Source organism: Caproiciproducens faecalis, assembly GCF_019448085.1.
Taxonomy (GTDB): Bacteria; Bacillota; Clostridia; order Oscillospirales; family Acutalibacteraceae; genus Caproiciproducens; species Caproiciproducens faecalis.
Window position 1 is genome coordinate 110199 of the sequence record NZ_JAGFNZ010000006.1, and the last position, 14136, is coordinate 124334.

At 46.4% G+C, this 14136-nt stretch carries 20 protein-coding genes; 16 read left to right on the forward strand and 4 right to left on the reverse strand.

Annotation, left to right across the window (positions count from 1 at the left end; translation table 11 throughout):
• Positions 1-82 precede the first annotated feature (82 nt).
• The 3 genes from J5W02_RS14795 to J5W02_RS13795 all read right to left on the reverse strand — a co-directional run bounded on the left by J5W02_RS14795 (position 83) and on the right by J5W02_RS13795 (position 2271).
• Positions 83-952: a toprim domain-containing protein gene (locus J5W02_RS14795; protein WP_255575775.1), complete on the reverse strand. Its 870-nt coding sequence runs from the start codon at positions 950-952 to the stop codon at positions 83-85.
• Positions 953-1047: 95 nt separating this feature from the next.
• Complete coding sequence (locus J5W02_RS13790; protein ID WP_219966283.1) at positions 1048-1470, reverse strand: ImmA/IrrE family metallo-endopeptidase; 423 nt, start codon at positions 1468-1470, stop codon at positions 1048-1050.
• 18 nt (positions 1471-1488) lie between these two features.
• Positions 1489-2271 carry a helix-turn-helix domain-containing protein gene (locus tag J5W02_RS13795; protein WP_219966284.1) on the reverse strand — a complete coding sequence of 261 codons (783 nt, stop codon included), beginning with the start codon at positions 2269-2271 and terminating at the stop codon, positions 1489-1491.
• A 225-nt stretch (positions 2272-2496) separates the two neighbouring features.
• Here J5W02_RS13795 and J5W02_RS13800 point away from each other — a divergent pair, with 225 nt between their 5' ends.
• Together J5W02_RS13800 and J5W02_RS13805 are read left to right on the forward strand one after the other, a co-directional pair.
• On the forward strand, positions 2497-2694 hold the full coding sequence (locus tag J5W02_RS13800; protein WP_219966285.1) for a helix-turn-helix domain-containing protein: 198 nt from the start codon (positions 2497-2499) through the stop codon (positions 2692-2694).
• Positions 2695-2809: 115 nt separating this feature from the next.
• Positions 2810-3013, forward strand: coding sequence for a helix-turn-helix domain-containing protein (locus tag J5W02_RS13805; protein WP_219966286.1), 204 nt, complete (start codon positions 2810-2812; stop codon positions 3011-3013).
• Positions 3014-3205: 192 nt separating this feature from the next.
• On the opposite strand, the gene J5W02_RS13810 is transcribed toward J5W02_RS13805, so the two are convergent.
• A complete protein-coding gene (locus J5W02_RS13810) occupies positions 3206-3595 on the reverse strand; it encodes a hypothetical protein (RefSeq protein ID WP_219966287.1) in 390 nt (129 codons plus the stop codon).
• A 72-nt stretch (positions 3596-3667) separates the two neighbouring features.
• Between J5W02_RS13810 and J5W02_RS13815 the strand changes: the two genes are divergently transcribed.
• The 14 genes from J5W02_RS13815 to J5W02_RS13880 all read left to right on the forward strand — a co-directional run bounded on the left by J5W02_RS13815 (position 3668) and on the right by J5W02_RS13880 (position 13626).
• Positions 3668-3853 (forward strand): hypothetical protein, encoded by a 186-nt coding sequence (locus tag J5W02_RS13815; RefSeq protein ID WP_219966288.1) that lies wholly within the window; start codon positions 3668-3670, stop codon positions 3851-3853.
• Positions 3850-4119 (forward strand): hypothetical protein, encoded by a 270-nt coding sequence (locus tag J5W02_RS13820; protein ID WP_219966289.1) that lies wholly within the window; start codon positions 3850-3852, stop codon positions 4117-4119. The genes J5W02_RS13815 and J5W02_RS13820 overlap by 4 nt, the downstream gene beginning before the upstream one ends.
• A gap of 88 nt (positions 4120-4207) precedes the next feature.
• Positions 4208-4777: a hypothetical protein gene (locus J5W02_RS13825; protein WP_219966290.1), complete on the forward strand. Its 570-nt coding sequence runs from the start codon at positions 4208-4210 to the stop codon at positions 4775-4777.
• A 32-nt stretch (positions 4778-4809) separates the two neighbouring features.
• Complete coding sequence (locus J5W02_RS13830; protein WP_219966291.1) at positions 4810-6243, forward strand: ATP-binding protein; 1434 nt, start codon at positions 4810-4812, stop codon at positions 6241-6243.
• Positions 6240-6863 carry a hypothetical protein gene (locus J5W02_RS13835; RefSeq protein WP_219966292.1) on the forward strand — a complete coding sequence of 208 codons (624 nt, stop codon included), beginning with the start codon at positions 6240-6242 and terminating at the stop codon, positions 6861-6863. Before J5W02_RS13830 ends, J5W02_RS13835 begins: the two co-directional genes overlap by 4 nt.
• Positions 6860-7630 (forward strand): PD-(D/E)XK nuclease-like domain-containing protein, encoded by a 771-nt coding sequence (locus tag J5W02_RS13840; RefSeq protein WP_219966293.1) that lies wholly within the window; start codon positions 6860-6862, stop codon positions 7628-7630. The genes J5W02_RS13835 and J5W02_RS13840 overlap by 4 nt, the downstream gene beginning before the upstream one ends.
• Complete coding sequence (locus J5W02_RS13845) at positions 7630-8091, forward strand: single-stranded DNA-binding protein (RefSeq protein ID WP_219966344.1); 462 nt, start codon at positions 7630-7632, stop codon at positions 8089-8091. The genes J5W02_RS13840 and J5W02_RS13845 overlap by 1 nt, the downstream gene beginning before the upstream one ends.
• Before the next feature lie 2 nt (positions 8092-8093).
• Complete coding sequence (locus tag J5W02_RS13850) at positions 8094-8603, forward strand: CHC2 zinc finger domain-containing protein (protein ID WP_219966294.1); 510 nt, start codon at positions 8094-8096, stop codon at positions 8601-8603.
• A gap of 148 nt (positions 8604-8751) precedes the next feature.
• Positions 8752-10515, forward strand: coding sequence for a DUF927 domain-containing protein (locus tag J5W02_RS13855; RefSeq protein WP_219966295.1), 1764 nt, complete (start codon positions 8752-8754; stop codon positions 10513-10515).
• A 275-nt stretch (positions 10516-10790) separates the two neighbouring features.
• Positions 10791-12323 carry a DEAD/DEAH box helicase gene (locus J5W02_RS13860; RefSeq protein ID WP_330659764.1) on the forward strand — a complete coding sequence of 511 codons (1533 nt, stop codon included), beginning with the start codon at positions 10791-10793 and terminating at the stop codon, positions 12321-12323.
• A complete protein-coding gene (locus J5W02_RS13865; RefSeq protein WP_219966297.1) occupies positions 12320-12490 on the forward strand; it encodes a hypothetical protein in 171 nt (56 codons plus the stop codon). Before J5W02_RS13860 ends, J5W02_RS13865 begins: the two co-directional genes overlap by 4 nt.
• Positions 12483-12935: a hypothetical protein gene (locus J5W02_RS13870; protein ID WP_219966298.1), complete on the forward strand. Its 453-nt coding sequence runs from the start codon at positions 12483-12485 to the stop codon at positions 12933-12935. Before J5W02_RS13865 ends, J5W02_RS13870 begins: the two co-directional genes overlap by 8 nt.
• Positions 12932-13303, forward strand: coding sequence for a VRR-NUC domain-containing protein (locus J5W02_RS13875; protein ID WP_219966299.1), 372 nt, complete (start codon positions 12932-12934; stop codon positions 13301-13303). Before J5W02_RS13870 ends, J5W02_RS13875 begins: the two co-directional genes overlap by 4 nt.
• Entirely contained in the window at positions 13300-13626 is a 327-nt protein-coding gene (locus J5W02_RS13880; RefSeq protein WP_219966300.1) for a hypothetical protein, read from the forward strand. Before J5W02_RS13875 ends, J5W02_RS13880 begins: the two co-directional genes overlap by 4 nt.
• Positions 13627-14136 lie beyond the last annotated feature (510 nt).

The following is a 14136-nucleotide window of genomic DNA, read 5'->3' on the forward strand; positions in this document are numbered from 1 at the left end:
GTGTAATATACCGTACTGTCAGCCCTCGGTTGATGGTGACCGCTCTTCCCTATCGCAAGTAGGAGAGGGCGGTTTTTTTATTTTAAACTTTCCACTGGTGCCCGCAGTTAAGGCAGGTGACTATCACTTTCTTTGCGCCTATGTTTCCTGCAACGGCACCAATAATTCCTGCGCCCGGTATCTGAGTTGTAATGTTCGCCCCGACAATAGCCTTTCCTACACCAAAGCCTTTTTTATCTGCACTAATCGATGTAGAACCACATTTTGGGCAACAAGCAATACCGTTGGATTTGTTTTCTTTGATGCGTTCTTTCTTTGATAGCGGCTTTGGCTGGGCTATCTTTGCCGCTTCTTTCTGACGGTTTATTTCACGCCCCTCTTCGATTGTACGCTGCCAAAATCCTTTTTTGCCGTCGTGCTTTGCGGCCTCTCGAAGTGTTTGTTTCTGATGCGAATCTTCCGAATCAATAACCCGCAGCCCCTCCCCTTTTTCGCCGCATTTAGGGCATCGTTGTGCCTGCTCAAGGAGAATCTCACCACAGTTTAAGCATATTTTTACAGGGTGGCTCAAGCCCAAATGGGGGCTGGCGAGCTCGGACAGGTTCTTGTCCATATTGTGTTCACCTTTGGGCATTAAATCTTCAACCGATTTTAATTCAACCTCGTTTAGAAGCCGCGAGTATAAAAGTTTAAATTGATCGTTACAAGTCGAGTTAAAGGTAATGCTATTTTTATCCGATGCAGATTTCCCATGGTCAACCCCATACCCCGCTCCGTCTGATGTGCAAACAGTAAAATATCCATATTTAAAGGTTGTACCTTCCACAAAAATGAAATTGGTCACCAGGGAAAAGGGAATTTCCAGCAAAACTTTTCCACTATTCTTTGAAAACGATATTAAACTTTCTGTCACGGTTATGGTCTTAAAAAGACCTCTAATTGATGTTTCCATGGAACTCCCTCCTAATTGGAATATTGTCATAGGATCCTAGCTGGAATTTTCAGTTTTATCCCGTTCACTTTTACGGTAGTGGGCGGGATTTTTATTTATCCTATTTTCTTATCACGCGCAATAAAATAATAATCAACCACTTTTTTAATGAAACTTTCCGGCAAATCAAAATATTCAGCCAACTGCCATATTTCGGAATACCCTTGCATAAAAGCAGCTTGCAAATCCTCAAATGGCACATATCGTTCGATTGCCCAGCGGTTAGCCTTGTACTCATGCTTTGCGACCAAATCCAAGGGGCTACTTACCTTATGCGTGCACCCGGTTGCACAATGGCCGAGTTCGTGGGCCAAACATTCTTTATAGCTTTTTATACTTTGAAAACATGCCAAATCCAAGAAAATGCCGTATTCGCCGTTAACCTCAATCGTCGCTGCATCAGCAAAACCTATATCCTTCGTAAAAAGTTTGATTTTATGTTTATCGAGATCACTATATAGTTTGGACAACTCCGTCATACAGCCCTCCCCAAAGAGCTATTTTTTATTTTTCTCTTGATCTTGGCTCAGTTTAAACAGTCGAGCCATTTCCAAAAGCTTCTGTTTGTTTTCATCGGTCAATTCCTGCGCTTCACTATGGAGTGCGTAAGTAAAATCATCAAAGGTAATATCAGGCTCGTTTTTCTGCGGAATGACGGGTTTTATTTTTGGCAGTATAGGTACCTTTTTTTCTTCAGCTTTCCAATCAGTTCCTTTCATTCCGAACTTTGTACCGTATTTTTCAACTAATTTACTATAGACGTCCGGAGTAAAAGAGCCCATTTGACTCCCGAGAAAATAAGGAATGTATTCTTTGAAACTGATATGGGCTATGTCAAAATCACTGTGTACTACACTATGTGAAAAATAGGCAAATATCCGATTTTCAGCGGCTTTAATTCGATCGGTAAGAAGGAGAGAACGGTCTTGTTCTATTTGCTCAAATTCATATCTTTTTTCACGCTCTGACTTATTCCATATTCCGAATTTTTTCTTTGCATTTTCCCATTGTTTATGCCTCTCAAAATGTTTTTTTACATCAGAAGGGACTTTGGGAGAATAAAGGAATTCGCAGTCTTCGCAAATAGTTACATCAAACAAAAGACTATCGACCGACACCTCAAAATACTCTGCTATTTTGGACAGAGTGTCACCTTGTGGCGTTGCACCTGTCTTCTTCCACTTGGTAGCTAAAGAATTACTTAGTCCAATTTCAGTTACGGCTTTTTTAGGGCTAACGCCCTTTTTGTCACACAGCATTTTAAATGTATCAAAGAACACAATTCAGCCCCCAGTTTTTTGTGCAAAACACAGAAGCTAACCAAATTAAGCTTTTTGCATTGACATTGATAACTAAATTAAGCTATACTGTGCTTAAACAGATAACCCAAGTAATCAATTTCGCTTATTGGCTAACTTTAAGTTTTGTAATTTTCGTAAGTGTAATTATATTAACTCAAAAGCTAACCAAAGTCAACATTTTATAGTAAAGAAGGTGAATTTTATATGCCTGAACAATGGACAGCTGAAATTATTGGTGAAATGCACCTAAATGGGATAACAGCCAAACAGCTTGCTGCTCAGCTTGGTTACAACCCTAAATATGTCAGCGCGGTTTTGAATGGCCACCGCAGCCCCAAAAAAGCGAAACAGGCTTTCCGTGAAAGCCTAAAAGAACTCGTTCAGCAAAAACAGGCTGTCTAATTTCTTGTGAGTAATACATAGTATAGCACAAATGTTCTGTATTGCAATCCCTTGTAATTTTCGCAGACCCATTTGTGGTACTGCGGCGTAATTTGAACTATGAAAGGAGCTAGTAATGCAAAAATACGAAACCACATGGGATCGGGTACCGGTAGTATTTGATCTTCCCTACGCTGCGACCTTGCTTGGTGTCAGTCTGGACAGGATTCGCAAACTCGCCCAACGCGGAGAGTTCCCGGCATTTAAGATCGGTAAGCTCTGGCGGGTAAATAAAGAGGACATGCTTGCTTATTTAGACCGCCAAAAGGTCGCCTCATGACCGCCCGCTGCTGCCGCTGCGGCAAACTCTGGCGAGTCAGTATCCTACAGCAGATACCAAAATCTGGTTACATATGCCCGTGCTGCGCGACGAGAGACAAGCTGATACGGGCGGGGATTATTACGATCGAAGGCGAGCCCAAAGAAATAGCCGCCCTTGAGCTGGCACTCAAAGACGGCAAGCAGGCGAGTATCATTCAAAATGTTGAGAATTGTTACTCAAGCGGCCAATTGAAACGCCTTGCACGGAATCCACAGAAAGGCATACTGACCCCAAGGTAACTGTTCCCGAAGATGAGAACGAATGGATAACGGCTTCTTTTAGCAAAACGCAGTCTTTATCTATTTTAGTCTCTGCGTTTTGGTCTATTCCCGGATCATCATCAATCGCAAAAGCCAACTGAGTCATTGGATATTCTTTGTCTTCTTTTATTTCACTCAATTTGATTCTATGGTCTAATTCACATTCTATGATTCCAAAGTTAGTAAGTACTATTATTTTTGAGCGAGTATCTCCTGATTCTCGATCAACATTTATTTCTGCTTGAGCGGTCAACAACATTTCTTTTTTGGACTCATTCATTTTATATCGCCTCCTTTCCGACATTATTCTACTGCGGAAAGGAAAATATTTCAAGTAAAGGAGAAATAAACGATGGATGAAAAAGTAAAATCCACTTTGAAGCAGTTACAGTCTGCGCTCGAAGCGGCGGCAGATGCCCAGGGCAACAGCGTGACCAAACTGAACGCCTATTTCGTGATGGAACAGGAAGTTGAAAACGCCGCAAGCCATTGCACACAGGCGCTGTATTGGGCCGCGAAGAAAGGGGAAAAACCATGAGACATTTTTACGCTGCACTGTTTATCATAGGCCTGATCGGCCTGTACATATCCGCCGGAGCCGCTGAAATCCAGCCGCTTCTCCCGTGCGCAATTTCCGGTATCATCTGCACCGTTGCTGCGGGAATCGGGATCAGGGGATTCAATTGGACGGAAAGGAGGGACAAGCCGTGTATGACCCGTGCGAAAAGTGCAAAAGCAGATTTCCTCCCGAAGTATGCCGGCAATTCTGCCACGCGTACAAATGGGCGAAAGAATGTGATGTGAAACGTGGATTAGATGAAGCATTATTTCGCCGAATAGGGCGGATATCTCCTGCAAAATAAAAATGCCGCTTCCTTATTGGTGAGAAAGGATGATGAAAACGCATTATAAACAAGATATTTCAGGGCAAATATTCGGGAAACTAACGGTAATTAAATACGATCACAGTTCTCCCCACCGTGAAAGGTACTGGCTATGCAAGTGTTCTTGTGGTAAAGAAATCTGCGTGAGAGTTTCGTATTTGCTTTCCGGAAAAACAAAAAGCTGCGGTTGCGACAGGCCAGATGCCAAGCTAAAGCAGCTAAAGCCCAACGGAAATAAATATGGCACTATGAGAATTAGCCATATGAGAATATACCATATTTGGCAATCAATGAAAAACCGGTGCTATTCACCATCGAACAAATGCTATCGCATTTATGGAGGCAGAGGAATTACCATTTGTGACGAATGGAGAAACGATTTTATTGAATTTTGCAACTGGGCTTTAAATAGTGGATACACTGGCAATTTGACGATTGACCGAATTGACAACGATAAAGGCTATTTCCCCAAAAATTGCAGATGGATTACAAATTTAGATCAGCAGAGAAATAAAAGAAATAATAAAGCCGCCAAAGGAACGGCAATTCCATTAGCGGCGCAAACCAAAATATCTTAACTGCATTATAGCAGATTGGAGGAAAAAGTCAAATGAAAACAAGTCTAATTAAAATTCGCACCGCGTTCGGTGTGCATGAAACGCAGATATCCGATAAATCGGTCGAGCTGACCGGCAAGAAAGGCTCCGGCAAGTCATCCGTTCTGGACGCGATCCGTTACGCCCTAACCAACCGCTCCGACCGGGATTACATAGTCAAGCAGGGTGCTGACGAAGCAGAAATCATTATTGAAACCGACACCGGCCTCCGTATTGACCGGAAACGCAAGGTCGATATGGAAACATCAAATCTGAACCTGAAAGAAAACGGTCTGAACGTTCCTCGGCCGCAGACGTTCCTTGACGATATTATCACGCCGCTTCAGCTTAACCCAGTCGAATTTATCAGTAAACCTATCGCCGAGCAAAATCGGATCATTCTGAATCTGATCGACTACAAGTGGGATATGCAGACAATTCAGGGATGGTTCGGAGAAATTCCGCAGGGTGTTGACTGGAAGCAGAACATTCTGTCAGTATTGGATCAAATTCAGGCGGAAAACGGGGTGTATTATCAGACGCGCCAGCAGATCAATTCTGAAAAGCTGTTTAAGCGTAAGGCGGCCGAGGATATCGGCCTTTCCATCCCGGACAATTTCAACGCCGAGAAATGGGAGGCATACGACACCGGCGCGAAGTATCAGGAGCTTTCCAAAATTCAGCAGGAAAACGGGAAAATTCAACGTGCCAAGATGTTCCGTGACAGTTACGAAAGCAAGCTACGCGGCATTCAGGCCGACCGGGATATCTCCATCAGCAACGCCAAGGACGCTATCAGTGCGGAGCGTGAAGGGCTGGCAAAGACCATTGAACGCTTGAAAGCCGAAATTCGCGCTGCTGAGGACAAGCTCTCCGGCCTAGATTCTAAATATCAGGATAAGGTTGCGGTCGCCGAGGCCGAATTTAATGAAGCCAAGGCAAAGCTGGACGCGGATACCGGCGTAGCAAACGAGTACGCCGACCGAAAACCGGTTGATACTGCCGCCATACAGTCTGAAATCAGTACAGCTGAAGCCATGAAAAAGCACCTTAACGAATATTACCGTATGGTCCGGATGCAGCAGGAAGTTGATGATCTGCAGGGGAAATCCGACGCTCTGACCGAAAAGATCGAGCTCGCCCGGAAGCTTCCTGGCCAAATCCTCAAAGAGGCAAAAATCCCGGTAGAAGGACTTACGGTCGAAAAGGGCATTCCTCTGGTCCATGGCCTCCCGCTCTCGAATCTGTCCGATGGCGAAAAGCTTGATCTGTGCGTTGACGTCGCTATCAGCAATCCCAAGGGACTCCAGATCATCCTGATCGACGGTGCGGAACGTCTGGACGATAAGAGCCGGGCGGCGCTGTACGCGAAGTGCAAGGCCAAGGGGCTGCAGTTTATCGCGACGAGGACAACGAACGACGATGAATTGAAGGTGACGGAGTTATGAGTAAGGACAAACTTGAACGAATTATCGGTGATGCCAGCATCAAGCGCTATTTTAATACCGAATACATCGGAGCGTATTCTCTCGATGACGGTGCAGAACCGGTTTTGACGATTGATAGCCTCTGGTATGGAGATATAACGCTCGGAGGAGGCAGGAAAGAGCCACACGTTGTCGTAAAGTTCAAAGAGCGTAGCGTCCCGGGCGTAGAAGAAGTAAAACCTCTGATACTTAACGCCACAAACCGTAAGGCACTGAAAAAGATGTACGGCAGCGATTCCGCGGCAAGTCTTGAAGGTCGCAAAATTCAGCTTTACGTTGACCCTCATGTAAGAGATCCACAGGACGGGGGATTCACCGAAGGTCTCCGCATTCGTCCCTCTATCCCAAAGCAAACCGTAACGGCGACGAAATGCGCCGATTGTGGCGCAGAAATTCAGGGCGCCGGAAAGTTGAACGCCCAGCAAATCGCGCAGTACACCTATCAGAAATATGGCAAATCACTCTGCTCTGACTGCGCGACAAAAATCAAGGCAGAGGACGATGCGCGAAAGGCAGCACTTGACCCGCTTGCAGCAGCCCCGGAGTCGAGTGCCCCTGACAGGAAGGACGATGTACTGTGAATTTAACCGCAGAAAATTACTTTTCTCCCGAGAACCAACTCACCTATATTGGCGCTTCTCAGTTCAAATCATTTCTTTTCTGCCCAGCTGCGGCGCTCGCTGAAATTCGCGGCGAATATAGACAGGAAGAAACCACGGCGCTTTTGGTCGGTTCCTACGTTGACGCGTATTTCGAGGGAACGCTCGACCTGTTCCGCGCAAAGCACCCGGATATTTTCAAGCGGGACGGCTCGCTGAAATCCGAATATGTTCAGGCCGAGCAGATTATTCAGCGTATCGAACGCGACGAAATGTTTATGCGGTACATGTCAGGTCAGAAACAGGTAATTATGACCGGCGAAATTGCAGGCGTGCCGTTCAAGATTAAGATTGACTCGTATCACCCCGGAAAGGTAATCGTTGACCAGAAGATCATGAAGGACTTAGAGGACATTTGGAGTCCTGCCGAAGGTCGCCGCGTTCCCTACTGGTTGAACTGGGGTTATGACTACCAGGGCGCCATATACCGCGAGATTGTCCGGCAGAACACCGGCGACACGTTGCCGTTTATGATTGCAGCCGCTACGAAGCAGAAGGTCACGCGCCTGCAGATCGGCCAGATTGGCCCGGCTCGTCTGGACTATTGCCTTGACATTGTAAAGCACGAAGCACCCCGGTTCGCCGCTATGAAACGTGGAGAAGTCGAGGCGGAAAGGTGCGAGCAGTGCGATTACTGCGCAGGAACCGCCGTGCTGAGTGAAATTGTGCCATACATGGAGGCGGGATGATGCTTAACGTTGCAGTTCTAATGGGCCGCCTCGTGGCGGACCCTGAACTCAGACATACTGGCAGCGATATTTCCGTAACTAGCTTTACGATTGCGGTTGACCGCTCCTATGTGAAATCCGGCGAAGACCGCCAGGCCGATTTCATCGACATAGTCGCATGGCGCAGCACCGCGGATTTCGTATGCAAGTTCTTCCACAAAGGGCAGATGATTGCCGTGCACGGTGAGATTCAGACTCGCACTTATACCGACAAGGACGGAAACAAGCGGAAAGCATTTGAAGTCGTCGCGGATAAGGTAAGTTTCTGTGGTAGCAAGAACGAATCAGGCGGCTCGGGTTCTGGCGGATCGTATCAACCCGCAACGCGCGCACCGGATGTTCCGGCCGATGCGCCGCAATACGCAAGTAATAATGCGGGTGACTTTGAGCAGATGCCGTTAGACGACGACTTGCCGTTTTAGCCATGTACGGTGACATTTTTTCTCGAATCAAAGAAGCCATTCCGATGCAGGCCGTAGCGGTGCGGTACGGCTTCGAAGTGAATCGGGCGGGGTACATGCTTTGTCCGTTCCATAACGATTCACAGCCCTCTCTGCATGTTTATGACGGTACTCGCGGCTGGTGGTGTTTCGTCTGCAATGAGGGTGGATCAGTAATTGATTTCGTCGCAAAGCTGTTTCAACTTAACGCTCGGCAGGCGGCAATTCGGATTGATAATAATTTTCATCTTGGCTTATCTACTGAGCGCCCGGACAATCGCGAGATTGATCGGTGGAAGCAGGAACAAGCAAAAAAGCAAGCTGAATTAAACGTATTTCGGGCTGACTACAACGATAAATGCCGAGAGGCATTAACTATCCGCTCTCTGCCAAAGCCGCCGCCCAGCAGCCCTCTGTGGGGCCAATATGCGGCACTGCTGGGTAAATTGGATTATTTGGATAATTATTTCTTTACGGAAACTAAATGGAAGTGAGGTGACGGGCACGGACAAAGATAAATCGCTGGAAGCCGCGCCGGCCCCAAAGTATACGCAGGACGATTTTTTGCATGGAACTGCGCCTTTTGAAGAAGTCTATAAGCTTCATAACAATCCATTTCAAGAGCGACGGGCAATTGCAATAATGGAAGTCACAGCAAAGTCAGTCGGCGTGATCGGGTTCAAGGGGCTATACCAGGACTATGTAAAATCTTTGAAATCGATCGCATCCCCTGACGCTGAAAATGTATCTCAGTTTTCAGATCAGCCGCTTGAGCTGGACACGGGAGAATGGAAATCAGATGAATCCGGTGTATGGAAATATGCTCCTCAGGGAGGAATTGAAACAGCCTGCCCCCACCCAATTATGCCGGTGGAGAGATTGAGGAACATTGATACCGGAGAACTGAAAGTTAAACTGGCATTTCGGCGCGGTACAAAAAGCAAAAAGGTATGGTCAACCATTACGACCGACTTTGATACTGTGTCAAATTCAAAAAATATTACGACTCTTTCCCGCATTGGAATTTCTGTCACATCTGGTAAACGTGCGCAAAACCTTGTTGATTACATAGCGGACGTTCTGGACAAAAACTATGATTTGATCCCGGAATACAAGAGCACATCCCGGATGGGATGGAATGAAGAAGGTTTTTCACCCTATGTGGATGAAGTTGTTTTTGATGGAAATCCCGGGTTTGAGAAACTCTTCCAATCCATCCGGCAACATGGAAAATTTCAGACATGGCTTGATGAAGCAATTTCTGTCAGAAAATACAGCGTTACCGCGAAAATCGTTATGGCTGCTTCTTTCGGGTCTGCTTTAGTTGGACCGTGTGGGATTCTTCCGTTTTTTGTTCACCTTTGGGGCATGGATAGCGGGACCGGAAAAACCGTTGCGCAGATGGTGGCCGCGTCCGTATGGGCGAACCCCGTAGCGGGCGGAGATTACTTTAAAACCTTTAAATCCACATCTGTCGGGTTTGAGGTTATCGCCGGGTTTCTGAATTCTCTTCCCGTCGTAATTGACGAGCTCCAACTTGCGAAGGATGCCCGCGGAAAAGTAATTTTCAATGTATACGAGCTGGCTTCCGGTTCCGGTAAGTTACGGTCGAATAAGACTCTCGGTCTTGCATCCTCAGTAACCTGGGCAAATTGCTTTATAACGAGCGGAGAAACTCCGCTGACAAGTGAGAATGACGGTGCGGGTGCAATTAACCGCGTAATCGAAATCGAATGTAAGGCGGAAAACAAGGTCATTGAGAACGGACATAAAACCGCCGGAATAGTCAAAGAAAATTACGGGTTCGCCGGAATGCTGCTTGTGCAGCTCTTGTCTGATCCGAACACAATGGATGAGGCAAAAAAGCTCTATGAGGAGTACTATACCGAATGCATGAAAAACGATACCACGGAAAAGCAGGCTATGGCCGCCGCGGTCATCATTGTCGCTGACACCTTAGCAACTAAATGGATCTTCAAAGATGGTCAAGCACTGACGGTTAAAGACATGTCTGAATTTTTAAAAAGTAAAGAATCCGTTTCTGCCGCGGACCGCGGATATCAGTACATGTGTGACTGGGTTGCTCAGAATTCCGGTAAGATGCACGGATCTTCTGACAACGAAGTATTTGGCCGAATAGTAGAGGAGGGAACTGACAAGGGCTATGCGTACATTATTCGCTCGGTGTGGGACAAAGCCTGTTCGGATGCACAGATATCTTCCAGGGCACTTCTGAGCCATTTACGAACCCGTGGACTGATTAAAACAAGCGGAAAGGGATTTACTAAATCCTCTCGAATCGGCAGCGCACCGGCAAATTGTGTGGTGCTTAAACTGCCTCCAGATCCAAACGATAACGATCAATCTTGGATAAATCAGGAGATTATTGACGATTGGATACCATAAGTATAACCGGTCACACAAAAAGTTACACGCAAAGAATGGCTTTGCAATGCGGGTTTTCAAGGTTTGTGTAACTGTGTAACCTGTGTAACCACAAAATGCACATATAAGAGGGAAAGAAAAAGTTTTCTGAATACAGTATATATATTTTTATTCTCTTATAGAGAAGTGCACAAAAAGTTATACAGTTACACAACACGTCATAAACCTGCATAAATACTGAATTATTCGCGTGTAACTATAGGTTACACAACGTTATACAAGTTACTACAAATGAGGTGATTAATTTTTTGAAAGATATAAATCTTCGAGATTATCAAAAAGAGTGCATCGAAACAATCCAATCTCAACCGCCCGGGGCATACTTAGTGCAGATGGCAACAGGCCTTGGAAAGACCGTCACATTTGCAAACATCCAGCGTAAAGGGAAAATGCTGATTCTCTCCCACCGGGAAGAACTGGTCAGACAGCCACTGAAATATTTTGATTGTCTTACCGGTGTCGAGATGGCAGGAGAGCATGCAACACCGATGGATGAGGTCGTTTCTGCATCGGTTCAGACCATGGCTCACCGTCTGGAACGATTTGCGCCGGACGAATTCGATATTGTAGTTGTCGATGAAGCCCATCATTCCAGTGCTTCTACATACAGACGCATACTCAATTACTTCCATCCACGGCTAACCTTGGGATTTACTGCTACTCCGAACCGTTCCGATAACGTTCGAATGAATGACATTTATCAGGACATTATCTTCCAGCGTGATTTGAAATGGGGTATCAAGAACGGTTATCTGTCCGATATCTTTTGCCGGCGGGTAAACATTGGTTACGACCTGCGCAGCGTTCATACCCGCGGCGGTGATTATGCCCCGGGCGAATTGGAAAAGGCTATGGACGGTACCGCTGATGCAATCGCCGAAACATACCGCACCATGGCAGCCGGGGCGACACTGATCTTTGCCGTATCAGTTAATCAGGCACAGGAGATCGCAAAACGAATCCCCGGCGCCGCGGTGGTGACGGGTGAGACAAAAGACCGTGCAGACATTATCAAAGCATTCACTGACGGGCAGATTCCCTGCATAGTAAATTGTATGGTATTTACCGAAGGGACTGATATCCCCCGCGTTGAAACGGTAATTGTAGCTCGGCCTACTCAATCTGATAGCCTTTATACGCAAATGGTCGGGCGTGGCCTGCGGCTGTATCCCGGAAAGGAACGCCTAAATCTAATTGACTGCGTCGGGGTGTCAGGACGCGCTTCTCTCTGCACTGCTCCGTCCCTACTCGGCATTGACCTGAAGGATGTACCGGAACGCCGCCTGTCTGAAATGGACGGTATGTTGTTTGAACTGCCTGAAAAGGTGGAACGCGCTGCAGACTGCCCGGAAAGCTGGATTAAGAACGTCCAAATCGTCGACCTCTGGGCGCAGGAACAGAAGTACAACACCCATGGCGTGAACTTCTTCAAGATGCCGAACGGCTCTATGGTGTGCAGCCTGATGGATCGTGAAAAAATTGTTATCCCATGTCAGGACGAGCTGGGTAGGGTGAATTTCAACGGGAGGTTAATGCCGATGCAGAGTGCTTTGGATTTTGCGTACATCAAACTGACAACGAATTACAAGGAGCAGGAATATATCTGGAATCTTGAAAAGGCAAAGTGCTGGGGAAAGGCTCCGGCCAGCGACAAACAGCTTCAATTAATTCAGCGCCGGTGTAAAGGATTTGACCCAGCAGGGTTAACCAAACTGCAGGCCAGTCAAATTCTGAATCGCGTTATGAATGGAGGGAGGCGGTCGGCGTGAACAAGGAAAAAATCCATATCACCAAGCCAGACGACCGCGAATCCGTCATTGTCATCCTCGCCCGGAATGGCTATACCGTCCGACAAGGTCGCGAAAAGGACCATGGAACCGGTAAAACGGTCGCTTTCGTGGAGTACTGGTCAAGTGAGGATGAAAAGAATGGATAAAACAAATCAGCTATATAGGTGTTGGGAAAATATAAAAAGCAGATGCTCTAATCCGAAGGATTCACATTATCACTATTATGGCGAAAAAGGCGTAACGGTTTGCGACGACTGGAAAAATAGCTACTCCAGTTTCAAAAGCTGGGCACTTCAAAACGGATTTATGCCGGGCCTTACCATTGACAGAATTGATGTAAATGGTAACTATTGTCCTGAAAATTGCCGGTGGATCACTCAAAAAGAGCAATGCAGCAACAGAACATCAAACCGAATTTTAACATATAACGGGGTTTCACACACGGTCACTCAATGGAGTGAAATTGTTGGTATTAGTGCAAACACAATCTTTGCAAGATTGGATAGAGGCTGGAGTACAGAAAAATCGTTGACACGACCACTTGATAATCGAGGTGGAAATCAACGTTATAGAAAGAAGGCGGTAGCGTGACCGAAGCACAGCATCAATCCTGCGTCATGAAGTGGTCAGAGCAGGCCTCTATCCGTTCAAAATGGCCCTGCCTTAAATTACTCCACCATGTTCCGAACGGCGGTAAGCGTGACAAAATCGAAGCGGCGCACATGAAGCAGCAGGGAGTCAAACGTGGCGTACCAGATTTGGATTTACCAGTCCCACGCGGAAAGTATCACGGCCTGCGTATTGAAATGAAGGATGATGCCGGTCGCACTTCCGTAGATCAAGACTGGTGGCTCGGCGAACTTCGGGAGCAAGGTTATTTTTGCGAGGTGTGCCACGGCTGGCAGTCGGCTGTCAGTGTCCTAGAGTGGTACCTCAGTCTTGGGGAGTTTAAGCCATGACACTGGAAGAAATTGAACGCCATGCGATGCGCAACGATCCGCTTCCCACTGGCCTGAATCAAGCCGAGCAGCTTCTGTTCCTGTCGTTCCGGTGCATGTACAAATCGTACCGCTCCGGAACGGTTGACCGGGAGCAGGCTCAAGCTGAGAAACGCGAATTGATTCGAGCTTATGAGGAATCTCAGCGGTGGATCGAAATTTATAAAGACTCGCACCGGATTCGCGTCGCTCTGGCTGGTTATTCGAAAGAGGTTGAAGCTGGAACGTGCGAACGATGTAAGAAAATGATGCGTATTTTTGACGGACGCCAGATTGAACCATAGAGCCTGTTACCTGTTCACAAGGATTTTCAGAAAATCGATAAGGCTAAACCCTTTTCGGATTGAGTTTGCGGTTTGCTTTTCCTTACGTCGCGTTTCTCGCGGTCGGTCCCCTTCAACCTGAGATAAGAATCGTCGGACACGGACTCCGACAAAAACCACAATGCTTACCGCAATAGCACCTAAAGCGGAATCAACTATGTAAGGGACATACGGCTGTAAAGCTTTCCAAAAAATGGACACAATCCAAGGAAGCGTTTTATGAAAAAAATCCGATATTGCGTTGTCCCATATTGTTTTAAATACTTCTGGCGACATTAGGCTCATCCCCTTATTTGAAATATAGCATAATTATAAAAAGGAAACAAGTCATAGGTACCGGTTTAAAGGCGCGCCATGACGATGGATGAACCATGAAAAAAGCCGCCCATTTAGGACGGCAGGAAGGAAACCTTTATGAAAAATGTTTTATATCCTCGCGGATGTGATACTGCGAAATTAATTCAAGTGATT